Here is a 26,526-nt window from a genome sequence, read left to right as displayed (position 1 = left end):
GATGGCCCGGCATCCTCCTGCCGGGCCGTCGCCCCGGGCGAGCGGCCTTGCGCGTCTGCAGCCCTACCTCGGCCGGTTCTGCAGGGCTGCTTCAGACCAGGGTCACAGGGGCGCTTCCGCGCCGCAAGTCCGGTAGGAGCCCATGAGTGACATCGATCGCATCCGCAGCGAATGGCCGACGTCGGTAAGAGCAGTCGTTGTAGCGCAAAGGCGGACTTTGCCGCGGCAGGGATTACAGTGCGATGACGGTGCCACGCGTAGCGATCACTCACTCAACGTTTGCAGCCTGCTGCCGAGCAGACGATCGATGAGAAGGCTGAGAAGTTCTACCCGGCTGTGGACGCCAGCCTTTCGAAAGATCGCGTTGAAATGCGCCTTTACGGTGCCCTCTGCGCTGTCCCGCATTTCGGCAATCTCCTGTGTCGAGAGCCCTTTTACCAGAAACAAGGCAATGTCGCGTTCCGCAGGGGAGAGCGACCAAGCGTCGAACTGTGCCATGATCACGGCGTGCACCTCGGCGCTGGCATTTTTCAGGCTCTCTTCGAGGTGGGCTTCACGGCGGCGGAGGCTGGCGAGTATCCGGCCTTCCAGTGCGAACGCAATGAGCAGGCTCAGGGTCGCAAGAGCCTCGATGATGAGATGCCCGTCCAGACTGCCCGGCCCGCCTTCGAAAAAGTCCTGAACCGCGTCCGTGACGAAAAAGACGGCGCAGGCCAGCTGCACCGCCATCAAAAGGATCAGGGCTGTTGGATGCCGGACGGCGGAGTCGGAAATCATGCAACCATTTCTTGGTCCTTTTGAATTTCCTTACAACCTGTGATCATGGCGCGTGGCAGATTCACGCTCGTCCGCCAGCTTTCAAAGAGAACGGCGGCGACGTGCAGGACGACCGAGACCTCGGCCCACGCGACGGCAGTTTCGTGAAGCTCTTCGGGCCATTCGACCCCCCAGAACATGTCCGTGGTCATCAGCCATCCGGACACCCCGATCACGAGCATCGAAAGAAGCAGATTGTAGATCATCAGCGCGCCGAGCGGGGTATGCCCGATGTGGATCCGTCGGATGCCGTTCAGGATGTCGCGCATCTGGCCTAGCGACGCGGAGATATCCGGCGGGAAGGAAGAGAACCGCGCAAAGCGTGTTCCAACCACACCCCAGATCAGGCGAAGGATCACGAGCGCGACCACGATGTAGCCGACCCACTGATGCAGTTTGCCGTCATCGTCCAGCACGAGCGCGTTGGCAGCGAACCCGGCCACGAGCGACCAGTGAAAGACCCGCACCACGGGATCCCAAACTTTCAATCTTTGCATGGCGGATATTCCTCTGCACGACCCGCCGCAGGCCCTCGGAGATCCGAGAGCCTGCGGCCAACGCCAATCAATCGTCCTCTTCGATCTCGACGATCTCGAAGGCGGCATTCATGAACACCTCGTAACGGTGGCCGTCCTTTTTCGCGTAGGCCTCGTACTTTCCGTCTTCGATCTTGATCTTGCCGACTTCGTATCCCTGCTCGGTCAGAAGTGTGCGGATCTGCGCGGTGTTCTCGTCGGTCAGTTCAACGTTGCCCGATGCAAGAGCCGCCCCCGTCAGCAAAAGCGAAACGGCGAGAGTGGCTGCGGATTTTCTGAACATTGCTTGCTCCTGGGTGAATGGATCGGGACCTTGCGCCCGATGCCCTGTAGGGAGTGCATTTATTGGGAGATGTGAACTAACCGTTCGGTCTAGTCGGTCGTCTCAACCGAAAAGCAGCCACAATTATATCACTGGATTATGCCAAACTGAGCGGCTTCTTGCCTGTGCTTGGTGGTACCTTTGGATTGGCGGTCCGTTTGTCACTTCCTTCGCCGTAAGTCGCCAGGCCACCCTGTTTGGCTGGCGACCCCTTGGTCCGCAAACCGGTGATCAAAGTGTATTAGCGCGAATGGCCGGCCTATCCTTCCCTTGCCCGGAATCGAGGGCAGCTGGCCCACCGGCCAGGGCCCGACCGTCCGGACAGGCAGGCTCTGCAAGGTTTCTCGCGCGTGTCCGCTCCTTTCGCCGCGTGCGCACGATAAACCGAAAAGGGGCCGCTTGCGCGACCCCTTCCCAACTCTTCTGCCAGACGTCCGGCGAAGCAGCTTACATCATGCCGCCCATGCCGCCCATGTCGGGCATGCCGCCGCCGGCGCCCGCGCCTTCCTTGGCGGGCTTGTCGGCAACCATGGCTTCCGTCGTGATCAGGAGGCCCGCCACCGAGGCGGCGTCTTCCAGAGCGGTGCGGACAACCTTCGCCGGGTCGATGACGCCGAACTTGAACAGGTCGCCATACTCTTCGGTCTGGGCGTTGAAGCCGAACGACAGGTCGTCCGATTCACGCACCTTGCCGGCCACGACCGACCCGTCGACGCCTGCGTTCGACGCGATCTGGCGCAGCGGGGCTTCGAGCGCACGGCGCACGATGGCCACACCGGCATCCTGGTCGCTGTTCTCGCCCTTCACGCCTTCCAGAGCCTTGGCACCCTGAACGAGCGCCACGCCACCGCCGACCACGATGCCTTCCTGAACGGCGGCACGGGTGGCGTTCAGCGCGTCGTCGACGCGGTCCTTACGCTCTTTCACTTCGACTTCGGTCATGCCGCCGACGCGGATGACGGCAACGCCACCGGCGAGCTTCGCAACCCGCTCCTGCAGCTTCTCGCGGTCGTAATCCGAGGTGGTTTCCTCGATCTGGCCACGGATCTGGGCCACGCGGGCTTCGATTTCCGACTTGTCGCCGGCACCGTCGACGATGGTGGTTTCGTCCTTCGTGATCGAAACGCGCTTCGCCGAGCCGAGCATGTCGATGGTGACATTCTCGAGCTTCATGCCGAGATCTTCCGAGATCACCTGGCCGCCCGTGAGGATCGCGATGTCCTGCAGCATGGCCTTGCGGCGGTCACCGAAGCCCGGAGCCTTGACGGCGGCGATCTTCAGGCCACCGCGCAGCTTGTTCACGACGAGCGTGGCGAGGGCTTCGCCTTCCACGTCTTCGGCGATGATCAGAAGCGGCTTCTGCGACTGGATGACCGACTCGAGCAGCGGAACCATCGGCTGCAACGACGAGAGCTTTTTCTCGTGCAGCAGGATGACGGCGTCTTCCAGTTCGGAGGTCATCTTGTCGGGGTTGGTGACGAAGTAGGGCGAGAGATAGCCGCGGTCGAACTGCATGCCTTCGACGACTTCGGTTTCGGTCTCGAGACCCTTGTTCTCTTCGACGGTGATCACGCCGTCATTGCCGACCTTCTGCATCGCGTCCGCGATCTGGCGGCCGATTTCGGCCTCGCCGTTCGCGGAGATCGTGCCGACCTGCGCAACCTCGTCGGAGTCTTTGACTTCGCGGGCGGCGTTCTTGATGTGCTCGATCACGTTCGACACGGCGAGGTCGATGCCGCGCTTGAGATCCATCGGGTTCATGCCGGCGGCAACCGACTTCATGCCCTCTTTCACGATGGCCTGGGCCAGAACCGTGGCGGTGGTGGTGCCGTCGCCGGCCTCGTCATTGGTGCGCGAGGCGACTTCTTTCACCATCTGCGCGCCCATGTTCTCGAACTTGTCCTCGAGTTCGATCTCCTTGGCCACCGTCACACCGTCCTTGGTGATGCGGGGGGCGCCGAAGCTCTTCTCGATAACGACGTTGCGGCCTTTCGGGCCGAGCGTCACCTTCACCGCGTCGGCAAGGATGTTCACACCCTTGAGCATGCGGTTGCGGGCGTCGGTGTCGAATTTGACGTCCTTGGCAGACATGTTGCTGTCTCCTGTTAATACGTTTGTTCAGTTAGACCGAAAAGGGGCGGGCCTCAGGCGATGACGCCGAGGATGTCGCTTTCCTTCATGATCAGAAGTTCTTCGCCGTCCAGCGTGATCTCGGTGCCCGACCATTTGCCGAACAGGATCTTGTCGCCGGCCTTGACGTCCATCGCGATCCGATCGCCGTCGTCGTCTTTGGCGCCTGCGCCCACAGCGACAACTTCGCCTTCAGCGGGCTTTTCCTTGGCGCTGTCGGGAATGATCAGACCGCCTTTGGTCTTTTCGTCCGACTCGACACGGCGGACGAGCACGCGGTCATGCAGCGGAGTGAATGCCATCTTCGAACGCTCCTTGGTTCATTTTTCTCCCATGTTAGCACTCACTGGCAGAGAGTGCTAACGGCGCGGAGATAAGGAAGCGGATGGCGTGTGTCAACCAACGGGTGCGAAGATTTTTTCGCGGCCCGGGCCCGAAGGAGGCCCGGCTGGAGGGCGAGGACTACCGCGACAGGGGCCGCAATGCAACCGGCCCGGGGCGGAACGCTTTGTGGCAAGTCTGCGAACAATAGCCGGCCCCGGCCCTTCCCTGCCAAACTGCTGCCCGTTTTGGTTGATTAATCTTTCCGCGCTTGGCCTTATGCCCCTGCCCTCCTGCCGCCTGAAGGACCCCTTGATGCTGCGCCACCTCACCGCCCTCGCCCTCAGCCTTCTGATGCCCGCCGCCGCCTACGCGGCCTGCGAGGGCGAAAACCTGATCGCGGCGCTTCCCGCCGACCTCAAGGCCGAGCTTCGGGCGGAAACCGCCGCCCACGCCTATCCCGAGGGCAATATCTGGCGCGCCGAGAAGGACGGGAAGACGGTGCATGTGGTCGGCACCGTGCATATCCACGATCCGCGCCTTGCCGCGATCCGCGACGAGGTGGCCCCGGCGATGGCCGGGGCCGACGTGCTGATCCTCGAGGCGACGACCTCGGACCAGGCCGCGCTTCAGCAGCGGATCATGGCGAACCCCGAGGTCGCGTTTTTGACCGAGGGCCCCTCGCTGATCGATCTTCTGGGGGACGAGACCTGGGCGTTGCTTGCGGGCCGGCTGGAGGAGCGCGGCGTGCCCGCCATGGTCGCCGCGCAGTTCCGCCCCTGGCTCGTCAGCGTCACGCTCGCCCTGCCGCCCTGCGCGATCGTCGATCAGCAGGCCGGGAAAGCCGGGCTTGACGCGATGCTCGAAGCCGAGGCGGAGCGCCTGGGCCTGGCAATCGATACGCTCGACGATCTCGACCGGATCCTCGAGGTGATCTCGGCCGGCACGCTCGACGAACAGGTCGAGATGCTGAAGGTCGCGCTTCAGATGGATATCGACGGCGCGGCGATGATCGCCACCACGCTCGACAGCTACCTTTCGGGGCGGCACCGGGAATTCGTGGAGTTCAGCCGCGTGCAATCCAGACTTCTGACCGGCAGCAACGCGTCGGTCGATGCTTTCCTCGAGACCGTGCTGGTGGAGCGGAACCGCGACTGGGCCGAGAAGCTGCCCGCCCTGATCGAGGGCCGTGACGCGGTGATCGCTGTGGGCGCGGCGCATCTGTCGGGGGAAACCGGCGTCCTGATGACGCTGGAACGCCTGGGCTACCGTCTGACCCGGCTGTGACGGCGCGCCATTTGAGTACTTCTGCCAAAATGAAGGGGCCGGGTCACTCCCCTTCCCAACTTCCCGCCCAATGGGTCAGCCCCGCGCGGCCCTCTGGCGTGAGCGCATAGATCCCGCGTTCGACGCGACGAAACCAGCCATAGTGATTGTCGGCCATGATCCGCGTGGCCTGTGGCACGCGGGCGGCACGCGCGACGATCGCGCCCTTCTCCGGCCCCGTCTCCGCCAGATAGGCCGCGCAGCGCAGCGCCTCCTGCCGGTAGCCGGTGACAAGCCCGTGCCGCGTGGCCCCGCCATCGTTCGGATCGCCCTGAAGCCGGGCGAAGGCCTTCAGGAGCCGGTCCGCCCGCACCTTCGACTTGCGCGGCCGATAGGGCCCGGGATCGCAGCGGATCTCGGCCAGACCGCCCGTGACGGTGATGAGCCCGAGCCCCAGCCGCCGGCAGAGCCTGAGATTGTCGGCGATCTGCCGGCGCGCGGTTTTCCCGGTGGGCCGGGGCACGACGATATAGACCGTGTCGGTCAGCGCGAGCCGCCGCACCGCCTGATGGTAGAGTGCGAGCGTGAAGCCCGTCTTCAGTTCAAGAACCACCGGCGGCTCGTCGCCGCGGACCGCGACCACATCGGCCGCGCCGACCTCGCCCTTCACTTCGAAGCCCCGGGCTTCGAGCAGGGATTTGACCGGTTCGTAAAGCTCCGCCTCGCGCATGAGGGCCACATTACGGCAATCCCTTCGCCGCTGGCCAGAGAGGCGGGATCTTAAGCAGTCTGTTTACCTTTTCTGCCTATGGCATCGGCGCAGGACGACGTGGGGATGCTTGGAATACGATGCCAAAAGGGCAGGAGAAAACCCCTTCCGGTTTCTATGAAAGCCTGATCGCCCGCCATGGGACCGACAGCGTGATCGTGACCGACGGCGCCGGCAAGACGGTGTGGGTGAACGGTGCCTTTTCGCGGATGAGCGGCTTTTCGATCGAGGATATGCGCGGGCGGCGGCCGGGCGAGATACTTCAGGGGCCCGACACCGATCCCGCAGCGATCGCCGCCCTATCCGAGGCCCTGAAGCGGCGCCAGTCGCTCAGCACCGAGATCCTGAACTATACCAAGCACGGCGAACCCTACTGGATCGAGATGCACATCACGCCGATCTTCGACGAGGCCGGGCAGCACACTCATTTCCTGGCGATCGAACGCGACGTGACCGAGCGCCGCGCGCTCGAGACCAAGAATTCGGAAGTGATGGAGCTAGAGCGCCAGCGCGAGCGGGAACGTTCGCTTCTGAGCCAGATCAATGAATGGCTGTATTCCGCCAAGTCGATGGACGAACTGCTTAAGGTCGCGCGGAAGGCGATGGCCACGCTTCTGCCCGAGGCCGAAGGCAGCCTTTACATCTATACCGACGACCGTGACACGCTGGAGGTGGCCTCGGCCTGGGGCGACCGGCGGTCGATCGACGCGATCCAGCCCGACGAATGCTGGGCGCTGCGGCGCGGGCGCGCCTATTCCTTCGGCACCCGGGCGATCGAATTCGCCTGCGCCCATGTGGAGGATGAAAAGCACCCGTTCTTCTGCCTGCCGATCGTCGCCGACGGCGAGACGATCGGGATGCTTCACGTGCGCTTCACCGCGTTTCACCTGAGCGGGCTGAACCGGATGAAGCTTGAAACCTTCATCCAGAAGCGCTGGCTTCTGTGCCTGCTTTGCGCCGAACAGATGAGCCTTGCGATCGCCAATGTCAGGCTGCGCCAGATGCCTCTCGACCAGTCGGTGCGCGACCCGCTGACGAAGGTGTGGAACCGCCGCTGGCTGGTGGAAACCACGGGGCGCATGATCGCACAGGCGCGGTCGGGCGAGATGGAACTGGCGATCGTCGCCTGCGACATCGACGAGTTCAAGCAGTTCAACGACCGCTTCGGCTATGACGCGGGCGACTTCGTGCTGCGCGAGATCGCCGAGGTTCTGACCGATGTGGCGCGCGACCGGGGCGCAGTCTGCCGCGCGGGCGGGGAGGAGTTCGTGATCCTCGCACCCGGGCTTGCCCATGACGAGGCGATGGGGCTGGCCGAGGATATCCGAGCCGCCCTCGGTGTTCTGAAACTGTCCTACGAGGGCGAAAGCCTGCCGCCGGTCACGATCTCCGCCGGTGTGGCGAGCTATGCGGTGGGGGCCTCGGCGCAGAGCATTCTGCGCGCGGCCGATGCCGCGCTGTACGAGGCCAAGAACGGCGGCCGCGACAGGGTGATCTCGGCCCAGGCGGTGGCAAGCGAGGCAACGAAGCGCAAGGCGCCCGCCGCGGCCTCCTGACGCGCCCCTTAACTTCACCCGAAAGCGGGGGTAGAAGGCGCGCGACAGTGATGACCCGAGGGACCGTTCACCCATGACGACGCTTGTTTTCGGCCACAAATCGCCCGACACCGATTCCACCGGCAGCCCGCTGATCTGGGCCTGGTATCTCAGCGAGATCAAAGGCACCCCGGCGGAGGCCCGCCTTCTGGGCACGCCCAACACCGAGGCCGCTTTCATGCTGGACCGCTGGGCGATCGCCCGGCCGGCGATCATCGACAGCGTTTCCCCCGGCCAGCCGGTGGTGATCGTCGACACGAACAACCCCGCCGAACTGCCCGATGCGATCAACGAGGCCGACATCCAGGGGATCATCGATCACCACAAGCTGGTGGGCGGCCTTGAAACCAAGGGCCCGATCGACATCACGGTGCGGCCGCTTGCCTGCACCGCGACGATCCTGCACGATCTGATCGGCGACGACATGGACCGCATGCCCGAACCCCTGAAGGGCGCGATGCTGACCTGCATCCTCTCCGACACGCTGGAATTCCGCTCCCCCACCACGACGCCACATGACCGCGCGGTGGCCGAGGCGCTGGCGGCCGATCTGGGCGTGTCGATCCCTGAATACGCGGCAGAGATGTTCGCGGCGAAATCCGACGTCTCGGCCTTCTCGGAAGCCGAGCTTCTGCGGATGGATTCGAAGGAATACGAGGTTGGCGGGCTCGAATTCCGGGTTTCCGTGCTTGAAACCACCTCGCCCGGCACGGTGCTCGACCGGAAGGAGGCGCTGATGGCCGCGATGGGGCCGGTGGCGGAAGAGGACGGGGCGAACCAGGTGCTTCTCTTCGTCGTCGACATCCTGAACGAGGAAGCCACGCTGCTGGTGCCAAATGACACCGTGAAAGCGGTGGCCGAAAAAAGCTTCGGCGCCACGGTCACGGGCGATACCGTGGTGCTGCCCGGCATCGTCAGCCGTAAAAAGCAGATCATTCCGAACCTCACGGTCTGAACCGCTTCCCGGATTCCGATCCGGGGAACGCGGCGGAAGAGGCCCGCTCTTCCGCCGAGAAGCGTGCTGCCCCGCAAGTTGAGGATCAGCGCAGGCGATATGTCGCGGTACCGCAGAAGAAACGCCGCCGTCCCATGGGGTCACCGGGGATCGGCTGGAAGCGCCGCCGCAAATGCGCCATAGGGGGCTGGAGAGACGCCAGAAAGGACACTCCATGACCCCGATCCTGACGAGCCTTGCCGAGGTTTCAGACCGCTATGATGCGCTCTTCTGCGATCTCTGGGGGTGCCTGCATAACGGCGTCCGCGCCCATCCCGAGGCCGTCGCGGCACTTCAGGCGTTTCGCGCAAGGGGCGGCAAGGTCGTGCTTCTGACCAATGCGCCGCGTCCGCGCGCGGATGTCGCGCGGCAGGTGGCGAAACTCGGCGTGCCCGACGACGCCTGGGATACCATAGCCACGTCGGGCGACAGCGCACGGCTTGCGATGTTCAAATGCGTCGTGGGCACCCGCGTCTACCATATCGGCGAACAGCGCGATCTCACCTTCTTCGAACCGATCCACCTGATCGAGGATTGCCCGACGATCGAGCGCGTGCCCCTTCCCGAGGCCGAGGGCATCGTCTGCACCGGCCCATTCGATGCGCTGGCCGACCCGGCGGTGAACCGGCCCGATTTCCTTTACGCCAAGCAGAAGGGGCTGAAGCTTCTTTGCGCCAACCCAGATATCGTGGTCGACCGGGGCGACACGCGGGAATGGTGCGCAGGCGCGCTGGCCGCGCTTTACAGCGAAATGGGGGGCGAAAGCCTTTACTTCGGCAAGCCCTACCCGCCGGTTTACGATCTCGCACGCCGCCGGCTGGCCGAACTCGGTCAATCGGTGGCAGATGCCCGTATCCTCGCCGTGGGCGACGGGATTCACACCGATATCAAGGGCGCGCTGGGCGAGGATATCGATTCGCTCTTCGTCACCGGCGGCCTCGCGGCAGCAGAGACGAAAACCGCGACCGATCCCGACCAGGCGGCGCTCGATGCCTTCGTGGCAGAGGCGCAGACCCAGCCCACCTATGCGATAGGTCAGCTTCGCTGATCCTCTTTTCGCTGGACTTCCTGCGATCGCAAAGTAATTAAGTTTCAAAATCCGATCACGTCGGGTTCAAAAGTTACTTTGTGAGAGGCCGCCCATGCTGGACAACATGCCCCGCGGAACCATCGTCATCGAAGATCTCGAAGTGGGCATGACCCGCGAGCTGACGAAACTGGTGACCGATCACGATATCGAGCTTTTTGCCGAAGTCTCGACCGACCGGAACCCGGTGCACCTCGACGACGCCTATGCGATGGATACGATCTTCGGCGGGCGCATCGCCCACGGGATGCTGACCGCCGGGCTGATCTCGGCGGTAATCGGCGAACAGCTTCCGGGCCACGGCACCGTCTATCTCGGCCAGTCGCTCAAGTTCCTGGCCCCCGTCCGCCCCGGCGACCGGGTGCGCGCGGTCGTCACCGTACTGTCGATCGATTACGGCAAGCGCCGCGTGCAGCTTGAAACGCGCTGCGAGGTCGACGGGAAACCGGTGCTGACGGGCGAGGCCACGGTGCTTGCCCCCTCCGCCAAGTTCGACTGACTTGCACGCCCCCGGGCGCGCCGATAAGCGTGCGTCCATGCGGATTGTCAGGGACCCACGCTATGCTGACCCCGAGGATCGCGGCGCCGCCGCGGCGATCGGCAATTTCGACGGGGTGCATCTCGGCCACCAGGCGGTGATCGGGCTTGCCGCCGAGGCCGCGAAGCGACTGGGCATCCCCACCGGCGTCGTCACGTTCGAGCCGCACCCCCGCGAATACTTCGCCCCCGACGCGCCGCCCTTCCGGCTGATGAGCGCCGAGGCGAAGGCCCACCGGCTGGAAGCGCTAGGGGTCGAGCGGCTTTACGAACTGTCGTTCAATGCGCCCTTGTCGCAACTCACGCCGGAGGCTTTCGCACGCGAGATTCTGGCAGAGGGCCTTGGCCTCAAACACGTGGTCGTGGGCGAGGATTTCTGTTTCGGCAAGGGCCGCGCGGGCACCGCCGCCGATCTTGAACGTTTCGGGCGCAAGATGGGCTTTGGCGTCACCGTCACGCCACTTCTGGAAACAGGAGGCATCGAAGTGTCCTCCACCCGCATCCGCGAGGCGCTGTCGGAGGGGAGGCCCGAGGACGCCGCGCGCATGCTCGGCCACCTTCACCGGATCGAGGGCGAGGTGATCCGCGGCGAACAGCGCGGGCGCGATCTGGGCTATCCCACCGCGAACATGTCGATCGACGGGCTGCACCCGCCGAAATTCGGGGTTTACGCGGTGCGCGTACGCGTTCTCGACGGGGCGAATGCGGGCGACTATACGGGCGTCGCTTCGCTGGGCGTCCGGCCCATGTTCGGGGAAAACCTTCCCAATCTCGAAACCTTCCTGTTCGATTTCGCGGGCGATCTTTACGGAGCGCATCTGTCGGTCGCGCTTGTGGCCTACCTGCGCCCGGAAGAGAAATTCGACAGCCTCGAGGCCCTCATCACCCAGATGGACCGTGACAGCGCGAAGGCGCGCGAGATCCTTGGGCGCTGATCCGATCGACCGCGAGGGGCTGCGCGACCGGTTCTGGGAACGGGTCCCGCTCAGGAACCTCACCCCGCGGGAGTGGGAGGCGCTTTGCGACGGCTGCGGGCGCTGCTGCCTGAACAAGCTTGAAGACGAAGACACCGGCGAGGTCGCCTTCACCCGTGTCGCCTGCCGCCTGCTCGATGGCGAGACCTGCCGCTGCGGGCAATACGACATCCGCAAGACGCTGGTGCCCGAATGCGTGGTGCTGACGCCGAAATCCCTGCCGGACGTCGCCTATTTCATGCCGTCGACCTGCGCCTACCGCCTTCTTCACGAGGGCAAGCCGCTTTACGACTGGCACCCGCTTCTTTCCGGCTCGTCGGAGACGGTGCATAGCGCGGGCATCTCTGTCAGGGGCTGGACGGTGCCCGAATTCGAGGTACCCGAGGACGAATGGGAAGACCATCTGATCGAGGACGCCCGCCCGTGAATTTCGCATCCGACAACACCGGCCCCGCCCATCCCGACGTGATGGCGGCGCTCTTGCGCGCAAACGAAGGCTATGCCACGCCCTATGGCGAGGATGCGCTGATGGGGCCGGTCCGCGACCGGATCCGCGAGACATTCGGGGCGCCCGAGGCCGAGGTCTTCCTCGTCGCCACGGGCACCGCTGCCAACAGCCTGGCGCTGGCCTGCCTCGTCGAGCCCTGGCAGGCGATCTACACCTCCGCCGTCTCGCATATCCAGGCCGACGAGTGCGGCGCGCCGGAATTCTTCACCGGCGGGGCGAAACTCGTGCTCGTGCCCGAGACGGATGCGCGCATGACGCCCGAGGGGCTGGATGCCACGATCCGCGAGGGCCTGCCCCGCGGGCTTCACTTCGTGCAGCCAGGCGCGGTGTCGATCACCCAGGTCACCGAGCGCGGCACTGTCTATGGGCTCGATACGCTGGCGGGGCTCACCCACGTTGCAAAGGCCCATGGCTGCCCCGTTCACATGGACGGCGCGCGGTTTACGAATGCGCTCGTCGCCCTTGGCGCGACACCCGCCGAGATGAGCTGGAAGGCCGGCATCGACGTGCTTGTCTTCGGCGGCACGAAGAACGGGCTTATGGGCGCCGAGGCGGTAGTGTTCTTCGATCCCGCCAAACGCGACGAGGCCACCTTCCGCCGCAAGCGCGGAGCACAGCTTTTCTCGAAACACCGCTATCTTTCGGCGCAGTTCGCGGCCTATCTGGAAGACGATCTGTGGCTTCGCATGGCGCGCGCGGCGAACGATGCGGGCCAGCGGCTGGCGAAGGGCCTCGCCGCCCTGCCCCATGCCGATCTCCTCCACCCGGCGGAGGCCAACATGATATATGTCGCCCTGCCACGGGCCGCCCACCGCCGCGCGGTGACGGCAGGGGCAGAGTATTTCATGACGCTCGACGCGCTCGAAGGCGGGGCGGAGGACGACATGATCCCCGCCCGGCTCGTAACGAACTGGGCAACGACGGAAGCCGAGATCGAGGCGTTCCTCGCCCACATTGCCTGAAGGAGACCCGACCCATGATCGAAGCCTGCCCCGTCCTTGCCATCCGCAGACCCGTGCGTCGCCCGACCGACGCACAGATCGCGGCCTTCGCCGACACGCCCACCAGCTTCATCGTCGATGCCATGGCGGGCCAGGGCGCGCTGGCCGCCGCGATCGCCCCCTTGAGTACGGAGTTGCCGCAAGCCGCCCATGGCCCCGCGCTGACCGTCAACGCGGGCCCGGGCGATTGCCTTGCAACGCTCGCCGCCCCCGCATTCACCCGCCCGGGCGACATGGTGCTGATCGGTGTCGCGGGCCATCAGGGATGCGCAGCGCTTGGCGACCGGGTGCTGGGCGCGCTCAGAAACGCGGGCGCGGCGGGGGCTGTTACCGATGGACCGGCCCGCGACCTCGACGGTATCGTCACTGTGGGGCTTCCGGTCTGGGCCGCTGGGTTGACCCCCAATTCGCCGATGAACACCGGGCCCGGCGAAATCGGCCTGCCGGTGCAGATGGGCGGGCGTCAGGTGGAAACGGGCGACATGGTGATTGCTGACCGCGACGGGGTTGTGACCGTGCCCTTCGACCTGATCGATAGGGTTATCGGGAAGCTCGACACGATCCGGCACCTCGAAGGGGAACGCGACGCGCGTGTGGCGAACGGATTGATCGTCACTCCCGATATCGAAGCGCTTCTGGCCTCCGAGAGCGTCGCCTGGGTGGACTGATCGCGCGCGTCTACCCAGCCGGGAGGTAACGCCTGCTTCATGAGTTCCGGATAAAGAACCAGATGAATCGTGCCTTAGGCTCGGGGCTTTTTATGTACGAATGAAAGGGTGCATCCGATGCAGCCAGCGCCGCCTGTCGCGGAAGACGAAGCCGTCGCACATCTTGGTGTGCCGGTCGGGTTTCTCGACGAGTTGTCGCGCACGACCGACCGCGACGAGGTGTTCGCCACCTATGCGCGCTGGTCCAGCAGGATGATGGCGACCGACCGCTCCACCGTCGCCATCGCCGAAGAAGGCGGCCTGCGCCTGATCGCGATCGAAGGCAAACAGGCGATCAGCACCGGTGCATTGGTACCGTTCGACGGCACGATGATCGGCAAGGCTTACCGCACCCGCGAGGCTGAGATCCGGCGCGATTTCTCGGGCGTGCCGACCTACAGGGAGCTTGAGAAACTGGCCGCCGCCGGGCTCACCTGCTGCATGGTCGCCCCGATCGTGATCGGGGAGCGGTGCTTCGGCGCGCTGGGCGTCGCCTATGAAGAGGCGGGCCGGATCACGGAAGAGGGTTTCCTGCTTCTCCAGGCGCTTGCGCGCTGCCTCGGCTCCTACCTTCTCCTCCACGAACAGCTTCAGCAACTTGCCGAACTCGCCCTCACCGATCCCCTGACCCGCACCTTCAACCGCCGCTACTTCCAGCAGACCATCGTCACCCTTTGGGAACAGTGGCAAAGCCGGGGTCAACGGTTCGCCATCGCGCTGATCGACCTTGATCATTTCAAGGCGGTGAACGACGAATACGGCCACGATATCGGTGACGAGGTGCTGCGCCAGACGGCCGCGATCCTGCAGCGCAACACGCGCGGCGCCGACGAACTGATCCGCATGGGCGGGGAGGAGTTCTGCCTGATCCTTCGCAACGCGACCTCTGAGATCGCGGTGCAGATCGCCGAACGGGTGCGCGCGGCGGTGGGCGCCGAACCGCTTGCCGTGGGTGAAGCCGAAATCCCGGTGACGATCAGCATCGGCGTGGCGGCCACCGACGAGAGCCATGACGACTACCGCGGGATGATGATGAAGGCCGATGGCTCGCTTTACCACGCGAAGAACCAGGGGCGGAACTGCGTGGGCCTCGCCGCCTGAGGCCCGCGCGCCCTCAGGCCACCTTCGGCCGACAGGCGAAGGCCACCCGGAAGGCGGGGTTCGGGCGCCAGTGCTGCGCCGCGTAACGGCGCGGGTCGCCCCCGGTTACCTTCAGGTCGATCCCGCGCGCCAGTGCCCGCACGACCTGTGTGCCCACCAGATCGACGATGGGCGCGCCAAGGCAGGTGCGATCAAAGGCCCCGAGCGGGCGATAGCCCACCACCGGCCGCCCGCCACCCAGAAACCGCGCCGGGCGAAACGCGTGCGGCGCATCGTACACCTCGGGATCGCGGTGGTTTTCCCGCGTCGAAATGACGATCATCCAGCCTTTCGGCACGCGAAACCCGTCAATCGTCAGATCCTCCGTCGCGCGGCGGATCACGAACTCGCTTTGCTCGAGACGCAGGATTTCCTTCACTGTCGCCCCGCACATGTCAGCTAGCCGCGCGTCGGGGGCCGCGCGCAAATCGGCAAGCCACTCCGGCGCCTCCGACAGGATCTTCAGCGCCCAGACGATGAAATCGCCCACATCGGTCGACCCAAGAAGCGTGATATAGGCGAGATTCCTCAACAGCGTCTCGTCCTCTGCCCGCCCGGGATCGGCCCCGACGGCCGCCTGCAACACGCCGTCCCCGCGATCCGCCCGCTCCCGCGCCAAGGCGCCGAGCCGCACGAGCGCGGCCTCGATCTCGGGCTCGCCCGCCCGCTCCGCCTCCCCGCGCCGCAGCGTTGCGATCGCGGCGCGAAACGCCGGCGCCGCCGGATCGCCGGGCATGACGCCATAGATCACGTCAAGCATCAGGTCGGTCGTCAGATCGTGGCAGAACCCGCGCGGCTCGAACGCCCCCGCTCCCACGGCGGCCTCCATCCGCCGGTCAATCTCGGCCCGAAGCCGCGCCATCCGCGCCTCGTTCAGTGCGCAATCAAGCCCTTCGCGCAGAATGACGCGTAGCGCCTCGCGATCCTCGGGCGCCATGAAACGGATATAGCCTTTCGGAATCCGGTGACTCATCGCCAGCGGCGGCAGACCGAGCGCGTCACGCTTCTTTCCCAGGATCTCTGCCGCGCGCTCATGCCCGATCACGCAGATGCAGGGCTTGAAATAGCGGGTGAACTTGAAAACCGGGCCATAGCGTTCGCGGCCCTTCCGGAAATATGCCTCATCCGTCCAGGGCCCGTGCGGGGCCAGCGACAGGCTTCCGGGCGGCAGCCCGGACCAGGCGCCCCAGCGGTTGTGCGCGCGGATGCGTTCGCCCAGAAGCCAGAGCGCCCCGGCCCCGGCGAGATAAGGAAGGCTTTGAGGGAGAAGCGCCCAGGCCCCCGCTACCCCGGCGGCGTAGCCCAGCAGGCCCAGCGCCGCTTTGCGGGCCTCGGCCGGCCGCCAGTCGCGCACCTGCCGAAGGGCCAGAAGGCTGTAAACCGGCCACGGCACCGCCGCGAGAACGGCGAGGGATGCAATCGTTACTACCATTCAGGTCCCGTGGCGCGCCGCGAAAGACGCGCCACGGGTATTCGTATCAGCCCTGGTCGAGTCCCAGCGACGCGCGGTACAGCGCGATCTGGCTATCCCGCCCGATCTGGTCGGTGATGTTTTCCCAGGCAGCCGCGATCGCATCCGCGGTTTCCTGGGCCGACCCGTACTGCCCGGCAAAGCCCTTGGCGAGTTCGTCCTCAGCCACCGAGTAATACTGGAAGATGCCCGGGATACGGGGCTCGATCGCCGCGTTCGGGTGGTTGTAGCTGTCGGCGTTCGAGCCGAGGTAATCCTCGATGAACGCGCGGTCATAGCCGGCCTCTTCCCATTCGTCGTACTGGAAGTGCGAGTTCCGGTAGGGCTGGAAGCCTGACGGATAGGCCGAGGCCCAGAGCGACAGGTCGCGCCCGCCCAGATGGGCCGCCGCCGACCAGGCCGCTTTCTTCTTCTTGTCGTCACCGTCGACCGTCGCCATGACGTAGACGCCCCAGCCGATATAGGCCATGTTCGGCGCTTCGTTCCGGGTTTCTTCCCAAGCGCCCGCCGCAGCGTTGTAGCGCCGTTCGGAGGCCGGGTTGATCCCGAAGCCAACGACATCGCCCACCACCGAGGTGTCGGAGGTGCGGGCCGACGAGCCCACATCGCCCCACCACATCAGCATCGAGCCGGTGCCGGCCAGGAACTGCTGGAACGCGGTGGTGCCCGGGTCGGCGTTGATCTGGTCGGCAGGGTAAACGCCCGCCTCGATCAGATCCATCACGTCCTGGATCGCCTGCACCCAGGCGGGGTTGTTGACCATGGGTGCCATGGTGTCGGGATCGAAGAGCCAGGCGGGGCTGTCGGGATGCTTGGCATAGGCCGCCGCCCGGTTTTCGAGGAAGTAGAAACCAAAGCCGCCCCAACCCTTCAGCGGGTCGAGATAACCGTGCGCATCAAGCCCGGTCAGCGGATCGGTCTTGCCCACGAGTTCCTTCGAGACCGCGTTGATTTCCTGCCATGTCGTCGGCACGGGGCGCCCGGTCAGCGAGCCGTCGCCGAAGTAATCCGTACGGTAGGCGAAGGTGTGGCAGTCGCCGTCGATCGAGACGCGATAGGTCTTGCCATCCCAGGTGCCCACGGGCGCCTGCAGATAGCCCACGTAATCGTCCATATCGATCACGTCCTTCACCCAGTCGGGCATTTCGGACGCCATGCCGCGGCCCAGAACGTCGCCCTCGAACGGCGCGCCCATTTCGATGATGTCGAAATCGACGGTGCCCGTGGCGATCGATTGCTGGAGGCGCGCGTTGTAATCGGCCTGCGCCAGGTCGATCCAGTTGATCTTCGCGCCGGTATAGGCTTCCCAAGGCTTCAGGAAGCCCCGGAACAGGAAGTTGTGGAGGTTCTGGTTGTTGAGCCCCATGAACGTCAACTCGACGCCCGCGAACTCGCCCTCGGCCACGACTTCCTTGATGGGCCCGAGGCACATCTCGCCGACCTTCTGCCAGTCGGCATCGGTGGGCGAGCCCATGCCCACGCCGGGGATCTTCAGGATCTCGGCCCTGAGCGAGGCATGGCCGCCCGCCCAGGCCGGGCGCACGCTTGTGCCCGTGGCGACGCCCGAGAACGCAGCAAGGGTGCCGGTGGCCCCGATGCCCTTCAGAACATCGCGGCGCTTCAGCTTGCCGGTGCGCTGCATGTAGTCGTAGATGTGACGCTTCATGTGAAAGCTCCTCCCGTAAAACGCGTGAACCAGCCTGATCCGCCCCCGCCCGCGTCTTGCGGCGGGTCTGGGCAGCGGAATGGGCTGACCTTGGGGAAAGTGTCGCCGGGGGATGCGCAGCCTGTCAAGCACTGACATGCTAGAATGTCGGCAACCCGTAGACAGCCCCGCCCCCCTTCGCTACCACTTGGACGACACGGGGGAGGAGACGGGGCACCCATGGCCGAAGTGACGATCCGCGATCTGGTCAAAGCCTATGGTCAGACGCAGGTGATCCATGGCGTGAACCTCGATATCGCCGATGGCGAATTCACCGTGCTGGTGGGCCCGTCCGGCTGCGGGAAATCCACGCTTCTTCGGATGATCGCGGGGCTGGAAGAGATCACGGGCGGCCAGATCTCGATCGGGCCGCGGGTGGTGAACCACCTACCGCCGTCGGAACGAGACATCGCGATGGTGTTTCAGAACTACGCGCTCTACCCGCACAAGACAGTGGCCTCGAACATGGCCTTCGCGCTTCGGATGCGGCGGATGGACAAGGCGGAAATCGCGAAGCGTGTGAAGAACGCCGCCGAGATCCTCGGCCTTACGCCTTACCTCGACCGCTACCCCCGCGCGCTGTCGGGCGGCCAGCGCCAGCGCGTTGCGATGGGTCGCGCGATCGTGCGGGACCCGCAGGTGTTTCTGTTCGACGAGCCCCTGTCGAACCTTGACGCGAAGCTTCGCGTCCAGATGCGTACCGAGATCCGCGAACTGCACCAGCGTCTCGGCACCACCACGGTCTATGTCACGCATGATCAGATCGAAGCGATGACCATGGCCGACAAGATCGTCGTCATGCAGGCGGGCCATATCGAACAGATCGGCTCGCCGCTCGATCTTTACGACCGGCCTGCGAATACCTTCGTGGCGAGCTTCATCGGCTCGCCGTCGATGAACATGCTCGAGGCCACGCTGCGGGCCGAGAATGGCGGCTGGGCCGCGGATCTGGGCGGCACGCGGCTGCCCGTCACCGGTGCGGAGGGCGTGACAGACGGCCAGCCCGTCACGCTCGGGATCCGGCCCGAGAACCTCGCGCTGTCCGACAATGGCATCGCCGCGACCGTCAACGTCGTCGAACCCACGGGTGCCGAGACCCACGTGGTCTTTTCGCGCGGCGAGGCCGACATTACGGCGGTTTTCCGCGAACGCCGCAGCTTCGCGGCGGGCGAGACGGTGCATCTTACCGCCGCGCCCGACGCCATCCTTCTTTTCGACCGCGAGAGCGGGGCACGGATGGGATGAGTGCGCCCGTCGTCCTCTGCTTCGGGGATTCGAACACCCACGGCACCATGCCGCTCACCGACTGGGCCACGCGCGGCCGCTACCCGCCGGAAGAGCGCTGGCCGAACATCCTGGCCGCCGGCCTGCCCCACCTCACGGTGATTGCCGAAGGGCACCCCGGGCGCACCACGCTGCATGACGACCCGATCGAAGGGGCGCACAAGAACGGGCTTGCTGTTCTGCCCTCGCTTCTCGAATCACACCGGCCGATCGACCTTGTGATCGTCATGCTGGGGTCGAACGACATGAAGGCGCGGTTCTCCGTGACGCCGCACGATATCGGGCGCTCGCTTGACCGGATTCTCACGACCATCGCCGCCGCCGGCGTGGGCCCCGGCGGCGCGGCGCCTGAGATCATACTGGTCTCGCCGCCGCTCATCGACGAAACCGGGCTGCTGGCCGAACTCTTCGAAGGCGCGGCCGCGAAATCCCGCGGCCTGGCGCTACGCGTCGCTGAAACCGCCGCCGCCCATGGCGCGGCCTTCCTCGACGCCGGGCCCATCGCGCCCGCCTCGCCCGTGGACGGGCTGCACCTTACCCCCGAGGCGCACCGGGCGCTTGCCGATCACCTGATCCCGCTTGTGGCAGATCGCCTGCCCGCGCCGGGCTGACCGCAGACGACGACAGGAGACGACCAATGCTGAAAGGGATAGACCCGCGCCTCAATGCCGAGGTGCTGCACGCGCTGCGCGCCATGGGCCATGGCGACGTCCTGGTGCTGGCCGACACGAATTTTCCTTCCGATCAGGTCGCCCGGCACACCGTTTACGGCGAGCTTCTGAGGATGGACAACCTCACCAGCGCCGAGGCGGCGAATGCCATCCTCTCGGTCTTCCCGCTGGATACCTTCGTCGATGATTTCGCGGCGCGGATGGAAATCGTCGACAACCCCGACGAGATCCCCGCCGTCCAGGCCGAGGTGCAGGCCGAAATCGACGCCGCCGAGGGCCAGCCTCGCCCCATGGTTTCGGTCGAACGGTTCGATTTCTACGATCGCGCGCGCGAGGCCTATGCCGTGATCCAGACCGGAGAACGCCGGTTCTACGGCTGTTTCCTGTTCCGCAAGGGCGTGATCCCGCCCGACGCCTGATTTCGAAGGAGCCGCCCCATGGGACATATCGCCATTCTCGGTGTCTTTGTTGCCGACACGGCCTATCGCGCCGAACGCCCGCCGAAGATGGGCGAGACGATCCTGGGCAACAGCTTTGCTCTGGGGCCGGGCGGCAAAGGCTCCAACCAGTCGGTGGCCGCTGCGATGGCCGGGGGCGATGTGCATTTCATCACCAAGCTGGGGCGCGATCCCTTCGCCGAAATGGCGCTGGCCACTTGGCGGAAGGCGGGCGTCAAACCCGCGATCACCCAGCATGACGACAGCTACACGGGGGCTGCCTATATCTTTGTCGAGGAGGCCACGGGCAACAACGCGATCATCGTCTGCCCCGGCGTCGCGCGCACGATTTCGCCCGACGATATCCGCGCAAATGCCGAGTTGATCGGTTCGGTGGATGTCTTCGTCACCCAGCTTGAACAGCCGATGGATGCCGCTGAAGAGGCGCTGAAGATCGCCCGCGCCGGCGGCGCGCGCACGATCCTGAACCCCGCCCCCGCCGCGCCGATTTCCGATGAGATGCTGGCGCTTTGCGATGTCGTCACCCCGAACGAATCCGAGGCCGAAGGCATCACCGGCATCGCCGTACGTTCCGTCGCCGATGCCGAGCGGGCGGCGGATGCCTTTCTCGCGAAGGGCGTTGGCGCCGCGATCATCACCCTTGGAGAAAACGGCGCGCTCTACCGTGACGGCGAACAAACCGTGCATGTCCCCGTGATCAGTGCCGGGCCGGTTGTGGAAACCACCGGCGCAGGCGATGCCTTCAACGGCGGCTTCGCGACGGCGCTGTCCGAAGGGGCCGATCCGGTTGACGCGGTGCGCTTCGGCTGCGCCACGGCGGGCATTTCCGTCACCCGCCCCGGCACCGCGCCCTCGATGCCGTCACGGGCCGAGATCGACGCGCTTCTGGCCGAAACGCGTTAGCTCCCGTCCTTCACGATATCGTCGCGCACCTGACCCCAGGCCATCAGCGTGAAGATGACGGTGCCGCCCACCACGTTGCCCGCCAGAACAGGCAGGAAGAACCCGAAAAGCGCCGGGCCGAGGCCAAGTTCGCCCTGCACCATAAGAAAGGCCATCTCGACCGATCCCGCGACGATATGGGTGAAGTCGCCGGCCGCGATCATCCAGGTGAAGAGAAGCACGACAAAGAACGCACTCGTCTGGGCCTGTGGAATCATCCAGACGATCGCGGCCACCAGGATACCTGCCGGAATGCCGCGCCAGAAACTGTCCGCCGCCCCCATGCCGACGGCATGTTCCGACAGCGACATCATGGCGGGGATCAGATCGCCGGGCAGCACCGGGGTATGGGCGTAAAGCGTCGCGATCGCGAAAGCGCCGATCACGTTCGCCCCCAGCACGATCGCCCACAGCCGCGCGACGGCCCAGTACATGCGCGGTGTGGGTGTCACCATAAGCGGCAGGACGGTGGTGATCGTGTTCTCGGTGAAAAGCTGCATCCGGCCCATGATCACCAGCAGGAACCCGAGGGAATACCCTATATTCTCAACAAGGTAGCTCCACTGAGCGACCGGCAGGTAGGTGCGGAACACCGCTTCTCCGACGACTGAGAAGCTAATCATGATGCCCGCCGCGATGCCCGACCAGAAGAGCGAGCGCTTGGTGCGGGCCAGTTCTTCTTCACCCTCCCGACGGATCACCTCGTAGATCAGCTTGGGCGCCAGACCGGTGGCGTCTTCGACGATCTTTTCCTCTTCGGCGTCCTGCGCCTCTTGCTGCTTCGGTGACGTCTTTTCTGCTACCACAGTGCTCTTCCAGATGTTTCCCTGCTCGGACCAAGGTTCAAACGCTCAAGGCATGATCTGGTTCCAATGCATCGGCCAGCGGAGGCATCCCGAGACCGCTCCGTCATCGAATTAGCGCAGAATTCCGTGAAAGCAACGACTTAGCGTGACTCAGACGCTCACCGCCCGCCGCCAGGTGTCGGCGACGAAGCCCAGTGCCTCGCGCGGCACCGAAAGGTAAAGGTGCACGCCATCATAGCGCGCGATCACCGTCAGGTCGGGCGCGGCCCCCGTACGGTGCAGCGCGATCAGCGACCAGCGCTCTCCCTCGGGCAGCCCCAAGGTTGCGGCGGCGGCCTGCCCGCCGACGCCCCAGGCCTCGGCGAAGGCGTTCAGGTCGTCCAGCGCATCCTGATCGCCGGCCCCGCCGCTGTCTTCCGGTGTTGCGCCCAGCATCAGCCAGGCCCGCGCCTTGCCCTGAACCGCCGCCAGCACGTCATCGAAGATCGCGCCGGGTTCGGGCAGGTCGGACGGCGCAAGTTCGATCCCCCAGACCTCCGCAATCGCCCGGGCCGAGGGGCCAGGCTGCGTCGGTTCGGGCGAGGCGCCGGGGCCTTCGCTCCGCACCGTCAGCGTCGCACTTCCTTCGAGAAGCCGTTCGAGGCAGCCCGCAACGCGGGCGGTCACGCTCTCGTCCTCCATGGTCAGCGGCTGGCCCACAAGCTCGGCCTCTCCGCCGGGCAGGACGGCGCTGTCCGCCGTCAGGATGCGCCCGACCCGGCCATTGGCGACGTCAAGCGCCACCGACCGCCCGCCATCGGCCCTGAGCGACAGAACCCGCGGCATGACCGTCTCGTCGAGAAGCCGCAACACGCGCTTTCTGAGCGTATCGGCCGAGAGCGCGCGCAGGACGCGCCCTTCCCGGTCCGCCGTGCCCGCCCCCGCCAGCGCCTCCAGCCGGCGTTCGAGGGTGGGATCGACGCTCATTTGCTGCCCTCCGCGTCGAAGGCGGCGCGGGCGTGATGCATCACGGCGGAAACATCGGCATCAGGCGCACAGACAAGGCACAGCGCCTCTTCCTGGTCCGCAGCGGACCGGCAGACCACAAGTGCCTCGGTGCTTGCCATCCGCACCGCCTCGTCGGGTTCGCCATCGGCACCGTCGAGAAGGGCAATCGCCGCATCGCACAGGCCGTCGAACCGCTCCTGCGGCTCGTCGATTGCCGAAGACGTGGCCAGCACCGTCGAGGTCGCCATATCCACATAGGCCACGGCTTCGATGCCGGGCCCGGCCTCACGTATACGTTTCAGATCTTTAAGAACGGCCATCCATCGTACCCGGAGCACATGCTCAGGTATCACTGACCGATCGCGCCTCCCAATGCAACCGGGAGCGGCATGGCGCATCTGCGCAAGATGCCCCGGATATGCTGCGCTTCAGGGGGCGGCGCCCTTGCCGCCCGACGGTTATTCCGCGGCTGGACGATCCTGCAGGATCCGCCGTTCGCGCGGCGCGTCGCGCATCACGCGGCGCGGGGCGACCTGGCGGGGGGCGGGCCCCGCCGGCTCCGCCGGCAGTGGCGTTTCGTTCATCACGATGTCCAGCAGAGCCTCGGTAAAGGCCTCCGCCCCGCAATCAGCCCATTTCTCGGGCTGATCGGTGGCCGCCAGCGCCTCGGTCAGCGAGATCGGCAGGACATGGCGGAACAGATCACGCGTTTCAGATTGCACCCGGCGCAGCACACGGTGGCGGTTCTTTTCGCCCAGGATCTTGTCGAAGCGGGTCAGCAGCAGGATGCTGCGAATGTACAGGGCATCGGGAAGCTCTTCCCACACCGCAGCCTCGCTCTGGCGCCAGGCCTGGTTGGCATGGGTGCACCAGATCACCGCATCGGCATGATGGATCGACCGCTGCCACACTTCGGCGGACATGTTCGGGTCGGAGTTGCCGGGCATGTCGATAAGCTCAAGAATATCGAGGATCTCGGCGCCCGAAGGGATGCGGATATGCGCAGTCGAGGCGACATCGACGCCCTCGATCTCGCCCCGCTCGATCTCGGTCTCGGTACCGTCGGTGCCGACGACAACGGGATTGCCCTCGCCCTTCACATACCAGACCGGCGGAAGCTGCGTCGCCGTCACCTTGACGGGCGATCGGCCTTCGCCAAGCAGAAGGTTTGAAAGCGTACTCTTACCGGCACTGAACTCCCCCATCAGGGCGATGACGGGGCGTTTGGTGACGGAGGTGTCGGCGTCGGGTGTGGTCATGCGGCCGTCTCCGTTTGATCTTCGACATAGGATTGCAGAATGGTGCGGGTGCGCGTCAGCGACGCGGCGCGGGCCGAGGGATCGATCCCGCCGTCAAGCACCGACAGATCGGCCTTGCCTCCCGCCGCCCGGCTGACGAGCCCGTCCAGCATCTCGCGCTGCGCGGCGATGAAATCGGTCAGCGCCCGGCGGGCGTCGCGCCGCACTGCAGCCACGTGCTCCACCCGCATATCCTCGACGATCGGGTCGGTTTCGGCCTTGATGATCTCGGCGAAAGCGGTTGCGAAATTGGCATAGCCCTTCCGCCGCCGCCACCAGCGCGACCACCAGGTCGACGACAGATCCAGCGCGATGGTCTGGCCCAGAAGCACGGGCGCGGCCACATGGGGCACCGGGGGCGGTTCAAGCTGAAAGCTTGCGTCCGACATGCCGAAGGCGCGCAGGTACACCTCGCGGATATCGTCCGAGGTTTTCTTGTAGATCGTCTTCGAAGCTTTCTGCGCATTCCGCGCGAAAACCTGGAACGCCGATCTTAGTAGAACGCGAAGGCCCGTCGCATCGTAATGCCAAACATCGGTGTCGCCGAAGCGTTCGAGGTTCGTGATCAGCGAAGCCGTGGCGCGGTCGAGGAACGACTTGTGCGATTTCTCCAGCCGCTTCACGAAGCCGTCCGAAACCGCGTCGAAGGCCGCGTCGAATTCCGACAATGCATCGGTCTCGATCCGGGCAAGCTCGGCCCCGATCTGGCCGTGATCCAGAGGCGGAAGATCGCTGGCCGAGGGCTCGTGCGCCTCGATGTGATCGCCGGTGGCCAGCCCAGAAACGAGGTTCAGCGCCTGCTTCGCGATACGGGTCAGCGCTTCGCCGCCCGATCCTTCCTCGATGCTGGAGGACACGCGCTGCAGAAGCCGCGGCACGCCGCAGAGCTGCCAGACCATCTCGTGCGCCGGCATATCCTTGCCGCCATCCTCAAGCTCGGACTCGGCCCATTTGTACAGCGCCTCGGCACTGTCCTCGCTCAATTCGTCGATCCAGCCTTTCAGGGCATGGTTCGCCCAGTAGGCGCTGCCGAAGATGATCTCGGCATCGACCGGGCCCTGGTGATCCTTAAGCGTCTTGCGGATGCTGTCGCGGATTTCGGGCACCTGGGACACCGGGTCGGACAGTTCGTCGATCCGGTTGACGAAGATCGTGACTTCCCGGGACGGCAGGTTCGAGATCAGGCGGATCAGCGCCATGTCCACCGTCGACAGCGCCTGATGCGCCGAGAGAACGACGACGCACATCCGGCTTTCACGGATCGCGCGGATCGTGATCTGCTCGCGCATCATGAAGGTGTCGTTCACCCCCGGCGTGTCGCGAATGCAGAAATCGAACGGGTATTCCTCGCGCTGCATGTAAAGTTCGGCCGATTTGGTGATGTCGGCGAACCGGCCTTGCGTCGTCGAGGTTTCGTAATCGGTTTCGAAATCGTCGCCCAGGCACACATAGCGTTCGATCAGCTCGTGATCGAAATAGCCGTATTTGTGTTCCTGCCCCATCAGCAATTCGAACTTGTCGCCCAGCCGGCGGATCGACTTGTCGCGCATCGCCTCAAGCTGGATCGCAACCTTCTCGATCTCGTCTTCGGCGCCCGCGCGGCCCGCAAGCTCGCCGATACGGCCACCGCGATCCAGCAGACGCGTCCATTCCGCCTGGTCGAAGAAGCGGAAGCTGGAGCGGTTGCCGCCAAGCTGCGCCTTCGGGCTGAGGTGAATCGAGGTGACGACCGATGTCCAGGGGTTCACGTCCGCGGGCAGAAGATCAGGCCAGCCGATCAGCGAATTGACGAGCGAGGTTTTCCCCGCCTTCACCTGGCCGATCATCGTCAGCGAGGGTTCAAGCTTGGCAAGCTGGCGCTGCAGGCGTTTGGCCGCCCGCGCGGCCGATTTGTCGCCTGCATCCACGATTGTCTGAAGGGCCGTCTCAAGCTCGCGCACGCGCTGGACGAACGGGTCAAGCGCATCCAGTCCGCGCCTCAACAACCCGGTATTCACCTGAAAGTCGGCTTCACTGTCCGCTTCTATCTTGTTTTCAACGTTCATCCGCTACCCTCACCGTCGTTCTGGGGCCCCTCTCGCCAGACACGAGACCGTGCGCTCGATCTCATCGGTCCTCAGAAACAATCCCCACGTGGAACTCATGATAGGTTCTTCTCTCCGACCAGTGTGGTGAATTTAAGGCGTGTTTCTGGCTGTTTG

Annotated in this window: 27 protein-coding genes; 14 read left to right on the top strand and 13 right to left on the bottom strand. The window is 65.2% G+C overall.

Annotated elements, in window-relative coordinates:
• Positions 1–264 precede the first annotated feature (264 nt).
• The 5 genes from RXV90_RS08235 to groES form a co-directional block, all read right to left on the bottom strand.
• A complete protein-coding gene (locus RXV90_RS08235) occupies positions 265–777 on the bottom strand; it encodes a helix-turn-helix transcriptional regulator (protein ID WP_316648063.1) in 513 nt (170 codons plus the stop codon).
• Positions 774–1,313, bottom strand: a complete 540-nt coding sequence (locus RXV90_RS08230; protein ID WP_316648062.1) for a cytochrome b/b6 domain-containing protein — start codon at positions 1,311–1,313, stop codon at positions 774–776. The genes RXV90_RS08235 and RXV90_RS08230 overlap by 4 nt, the downstream gene beginning before the upstream one ends.
• Positions 1,314–1,380: 67 nt before the next feature.
• Positions 1,381–1,635: a PepSY domain-containing protein gene (locus RXV90_RS08225; protein ID WP_316648061.1), complete on the bottom strand. Its 255-nt coding sequence runs from the start codon at positions 1,633–1,635 to the stop codon at positions 1,381–1,383.
• 486 nt (positions 1,636–2,121) lie between these two features.
• Entirely contained in the window at positions 2,122–3,765 is a 1,644-nt protein-coding gene (groL, locus tag RXV90_RS08220; protein WP_316648060.1) for a chaperonin GroEL, read from the bottom strand.
• A 53-nt stretch (positions 3,766–3,818) separates the two neighbouring features.
• Positions 3,819–4,106, bottom strand: a complete 288-nt coding sequence (gene groES, locus RXV90_RS08215) for a co-chaperone GroES (RefSeq protein ID WP_316648058.1) — start codon at positions 4,104–4,106, stop codon at positions 3,819–3,821.
• 271 nt (positions 4,107–4,377) lie between these two features.
• On the opposite strand from groES, the gene RXV90_RS08210 reads away from it, so the two are divergent.
• Positions 4,378–5,412 carry a TraB/GumN family protein gene (locus tag RXV90_RS08210; protein ID WP_316648057.1) on the top strand — a complete coding sequence of 345 codons (1,035 nt, stop codon included), beginning with the start codon at positions 4,378–4,380 and terminating at the stop codon, positions 5,410–5,412.
• A gap of 43 nt (positions 5,413–5,455) precedes the next feature.
• On the opposite strand, the gene RXV90_RS08205 is transcribed toward RXV90_RS08210, so the two are convergent.
• The gene (locus RXV90_RS08205; protein ID WP_316648056.1) at positions 5,456–6,121 is read right to left on the bottom strand and encodes a DUF2161 domain-containing phosphodiesterase; all 666 of its coding nucleotides are present in this window, start codon (positions 6,119–6,121) and stop codon (positions 5,456–5,458) included.
• A 119-nt stretch (positions 6,122–6,240) separates the two neighbouring features.
• On the opposite strand from RXV90_RS08205, the gene RXV90_RS08200 reads away from it, so the two are divergent.
• The 9 genes from RXV90_RS08200 (at position 6,241) to RXV90_RS08160 (ending at position 14,664) form a co-directional block, all read left to right on the top strand.
• Positions 6,241–7,716, top strand: a complete 1,476-nt coding sequence (locus RXV90_RS08200; RefSeq protein ID WP_316648055.1) for a diguanylate cyclase — start codon at positions 6,241–6,243, stop codon at positions 7,714–7,716.
• A gap of 73 nt (positions 7,717–7,789) precedes the next feature.
• On the top strand, positions 7,790–8,710 hold the full coding sequence (locus RXV90_RS08195) for a manganese-dependent inorganic pyrophosphatase (RefSeq protein WP_316648054.1): 921 nt from the start codon (positions 7,790–7,792) through the stop codon (positions 8,708–8,710).
• Positions 8,711–8,924: 214 nt separating this feature from the next.
• Positions 8,925–9,797, top strand: a complete 873-nt coding sequence (locus RXV90_RS08190) for a TIGR01459 family HAD-type hydrolase (protein WP_316648053.1) — start codon at positions 8,925–8,927, stop codon at positions 9,795–9,797.
• A 94-nt stretch (positions 9,798–9,891) separates the two neighbouring features.
• Positions 9,892–10,335, top strand: coding sequence for a MaoC family dehydratase (locus RXV90_RS08185; protein ID WP_316648052.1), 444 nt, complete (start codon positions 9,892–9,894; stop codon positions 10,333–10,335).
• A 37-nt stretch (positions 10,336–10,372) separates the two neighbouring features.
• Positions 10,373–11,308, top strand: coding sequence for a bifunctional riboflavin kinase/FAD synthetase (locus tag RXV90_RS08180; protein ID WP_316648050.1), 936 nt, complete (start codon positions 10,373–10,375; stop codon positions 11,306–11,308).
• Positions 11,298–11,774 (top strand): YcgN family cysteine cluster protein, encoded by a 477-nt coding sequence (locus RXV90_RS08175; protein ID WP_316648049.1) that lies wholly within the window; start codon positions 11,298–11,300, stop codon positions 11,772–11,774. The genes RXV90_RS08180 and RXV90_RS08175 overlap by 11 nt, the downstream gene beginning before the upstream one ends.
• Positions 11,771–12,817 carry a threonine aldolase family protein gene (locus tag RXV90_RS08170; RefSeq protein ID WP_316648048.1) on the top strand — a complete coding sequence of 349 codons (1,047 nt, stop codon included), beginning with the start codon at positions 11,771–11,773 and terminating at the stop codon, positions 12,815–12,817. The genes RXV90_RS08175 and RXV90_RS08170 overlap by 4 nt, the downstream gene beginning before the upstream one ends.
• Positions 12,818–12,831: 14 nt before the next feature.
• The gene (locus RXV90_RS08165; RefSeq protein WP_316648047.1) at positions 12,832–13,524 is read left to right on the top strand and encodes an RraA family protein; all 693 of its coding nucleotides are present in this window, start codon (positions 12,832–12,834) and stop codon (positions 13,522–13,524) included.
• Between the two features lie 117 nt (positions 13,525–13,641).
• Positions 13,642–14,664, top strand: coding sequence for a GGDEF domain-containing protein (locus RXV90_RS08160; protein WP_316648046.1), 1,023 nt, complete (start codon positions 13,642–13,644; stop codon positions 14,662–14,664).
• Between the two features lie 13 nt (positions 14,665–14,677).
• Here the strand turns inward: RXV90_RS08160 and RXV90_RS08155 are convergent, their stop codons facing one another.
• Positions 14,678–16,135, bottom strand: a complete 1,458-nt coding sequence (locus RXV90_RS08155; protein WP_316648045.1) for a cytochrome P450 — start codon at positions 16,133–16,135, stop codon at positions 14,678–14,680.
• Positions 16,136–16,181: 46 nt separating this feature from the next.
• Positions 16,182–17,840, bottom strand: a complete 1,659-nt coding sequence (locus RXV90_RS08150) for an ABC transporter substrate-binding protein (protein WP_316648044.1) — start codon at positions 17,838–17,840, stop codon at positions 16,182–16,184.
• Positions 17,841–18,059: 219 nt separating this feature from the next.
• Here RXV90_RS08150 and RXV90_RS08145 point away from each other — a divergent pair, with 219 nt between their 5' ends.
• Genes RXV90_RS08145 through RXV90_RS08130 form a run of 4 tightly spaced genes read left to right on the top strand, consistent with a single transcriptional unit; the run spans position 18,060 to position 21,195 of the window.
• Complete coding sequence (locus RXV90_RS08145; RefSeq protein ID WP_316648043.1) at positions 18,060–19,124, top strand: ABC transporter ATP-binding protein; 1,065 nt, start codon at positions 18,060–18,062, stop codon at positions 19,122–19,124.
• Positions 19,121–19,774, top strand: a complete 654-nt coding sequence (locus tag RXV90_RS08140) for a GDSL-type esterase/lipase family protein (RefSeq protein WP_316648042.1) — start codon at positions 19,121–19,123, stop codon at positions 19,772–19,774. The genes RXV90_RS08145 and RXV90_RS08140 overlap by 4 nt, the downstream gene beginning before the upstream one ends.
• Before the next feature lie 26 nt (positions 19,775–19,800).
• The gene (locus RXV90_RS08135) at positions 19,801–20,253 is read left to right on the top strand and encodes an RbsD/FucU family protein (RefSeq protein ID WP_316648041.1); all 453 of its coding nucleotides are present in this window, start codon (positions 19,801–19,803) and stop codon (positions 20,251–20,253) included.
• Positions 20,254–20,271: 18 nt separating this feature from the next.
• A complete protein-coding gene (locus tag RXV90_RS08130) occupies positions 20,272–21,195 on the top strand; it encodes a ribokinase (protein ID WP_316648040.1) in 924 nt (307 codons plus the stop codon).
• Here RXV90_RS08130 and RXV90_RS08125 read toward each other — a convergent pair.
• The 5 genes from RXV90_RS08125 to RXV90_RS08105 all read right to left on the bottom strand — a co-directional run bounded on the left by RXV90_RS08125 (position 21,192) and on the right by RXV90_RS08105 (position 26,370).
• Positions 21,192–22,040, bottom strand: a complete 849-nt coding sequence (locus RXV90_RS08125; RefSeq protein ID WP_316648039.1) for a formate/nitrite transporter family protein — start codon at positions 22,038–22,040, stop codon at positions 21,192–21,194. The two genes, RXV90_RS08130 and RXV90_RS08125, sit on opposite strands and share 4 nt — an antisense overlap.
• A 150-nt stretch (positions 22,041–22,190) precedes the next feature.
• Entirely contained in the window at positions 22,191–23,006 is an 816-nt protein-coding gene (locus RXV90_RS08120; protein WP_316648038.1) for a hypothetical protein, read from the bottom strand.
• Entirely contained in the window at positions 23,003–23,347 is a 345-nt protein-coding gene (locus tag RXV90_RS08115) for a hypothetical protein (protein WP_316648037.1), read from the bottom strand. Before RXV90_RS08115 ends, RXV90_RS08120 begins: the two co-directional genes overlap by 4 nt.
• Before the next feature lie 138 nt (positions 23,348–23,485).
• Entirely contained in the window at positions 23,486–24,286 is an 801-nt protein-coding gene (locus tag RXV90_RS08110; RefSeq protein ID WP_316648036.1) for a GTPase, read from the bottom strand.
• Positions 24,283–26,370: a dynamin family protein gene (locus RXV90_RS08105; protein WP_316648034.1), complete on the bottom strand. Its 2,088-nt coding sequence runs from the start codon at positions 26,368–26,370 to the stop codon at positions 24,283–24,285. The genes RXV90_RS08110 and RXV90_RS08105 overlap by 4 nt, the downstream gene beginning before the upstream one ends.
• Between the last annotated feature and the right edge of the window lie 156 nt (positions 26,371–26,526).

It is taken from the genome of Ovoidimarina sediminis (assembly GCF_032586175.1).
GTDB lineage: Bacteria > Pseudomonadota > Alphaproteobacteria > Rhodobacterales > Rhodobacteraceae > Ovoidimarina > Ovoidimarina sediminis.
Note: the sequence above shows the minus strand (reverse complement) of the source record. Positions and strands in the feature narration are given on the sequence as shown.

Bases quoted from the DNA above. Each gene is read 5' to 3' on its own strand.
- RXV90_RS08235 (WP_316648063.1), bottom strand. From the start codon at position 777: ATGATTTCCGACTCCGCCGTCCGGCATCCAACAGCCCTGATCCTTTTG.
- RXV90_RS08230 (WP_316648062.1), bottom strand. From the start codon at position 1,313: ATGCAAAGATTGAAAGTTTGGGATCCCGTGGTGCGGGTCTTTCACTGG.
- RXV90_RS08225 (WP_316648061.1), bottom strand. From the start codon at position 1,635: ATGTTCAGAAAATCCGCAGCCACTCTCGCCGTTTCGCTTTTGCTGACG.
- groL (WP_316648060.1), bottom strand. From the start codon at position 3,765: ATGTCTGCCAAGGACGTCAAATTCGACACCGACGCCCGCAACCGCATG.
- groES (WP_316648058.1), bottom strand. From the start codon at position 4,106: ATGGCATTCACTCCGCTGCATGACCGCGTGCTCGTCCGCCGTGTCGAG.
- RXV90_RS08205 (WP_316648056.1), bottom strand. From the start codon at position 6,121: ATGCGCGAGGCGGAGCTTTACGAACCGGTCAAATCCCTGCTCGAAGCC.
- RXV90_RS08200 (WP_316648055.1), top strand. From the start codon at position 6,241: ATGCCAAAAGGGCAGGAGAAAACCCCTTCCGGTTTCTATGAAAGCCTG.
- RXV90_RS08195 (WP_316648054.1), top strand. From the start codon at position 7,790: ATGACGACGCTTGTTTTCGGCCACAAATCGCCCGACACCGATTCCACC.
- RXV90_RS08190 (WP_316648053.1), top strand. From the start codon at position 8,925: ATGACCCCGATCCTGACGAGCCTTGCCGAGGTTTCAGACCGCTATGAT.
- RXV90_RS08185 (WP_316648052.1), top strand. From the start codon at position 9,892: ATGCTGGACAACATGCCCCGCGGAACCATCGTCATCGAAGATCTCGAA.
- RXV90_RS08180 (WP_316648050.1), top strand. From the start codon at position 10,373: ATGCGGATTGTCAGGGACCCACGCTATGCTGACCCCGAGGATCGCGGC.
- RXV90_RS08165 (WP_316648047.1), top strand. From the start codon at position 12,832: ATGATCGAAGCCTGCCCCGTCCTTGCCATCCGCAGACCCGTGCGTCGC.
- RXV90_RS08160 (WP_316648046.1), top strand. From the start codon at position 13,642: ATGCAGCCAGCGCCGCCTGTCGCGGAAGACGAAGCCGTCGCACATCTT.
- RXV90_RS08155 (WP_316648045.1), bottom strand. From the start codon at position 16,135: ATGGTAGTAACGATTGCATCCCTCGCCGTTCTCGCGGCGGTGCCGTGG.
- RXV90_RS08150 (WP_316648044.1), bottom strand. From the start codon at position 17,840: ATGAAGCGTCACATCTACGACTACATGCAGCGCACCGGCAAGCTGAAG.
- RXV90_RS08145 (WP_316648043.1), top strand. From the start codon at position 18,060: ATGGCCGAAGTGACGATCCGCGATCTGGTCAAAGCCTATGGTCAGACG.
- RXV90_RS08140 (WP_316648042.1), top strand. From the start codon at position 19,121: ATGAGTGCGCCCGTCGTCCTCTGCTTCGGGGATTCGAACACCCACGGC.
- RXV90_RS08135 (WP_316648041.1), top strand. From the start codon at position 19,801: ATGCTGAAAGGGATAGACCCGCGCCTCAATGCCGAGGTGCTGCACGCG.
- RXV90_RS08130 (WP_316648040.1), top strand. From the start codon at position 20,272: ATGGGACATATCGCCATTCTCGGTGTCTTTGTTGCCGACACGGCCTAT.
- RXV90_RS08120 (WP_316648038.1), bottom strand. From the start codon at position 23,006: ATGAGCGTCGATCCCACCCTCGAACGCCGGCTGGAGGCGCTGGCGGGG.
- RXV90_RS08115 (WP_316648037.1), bottom strand. From the start codon at position 23,347: ATGGCCGTTCTTAAAGATCTGAAACGTATACGTGAGGCCGGGCCCGGC.
- RXV90_RS08110 (WP_316648036.1), bottom strand. From the start codon at position 24,286: ATGACCACACCCGACGCCGACACCTCCGTCACCAAACGCCCCGTCATC.
- RXV90_RS08105 (WP_316648034.1), bottom strand. From the start codon at position 26,370: ATGAACGTTGAAAACAAGATAGAAGCGGACAGTGAAGCCGACTTTCAG.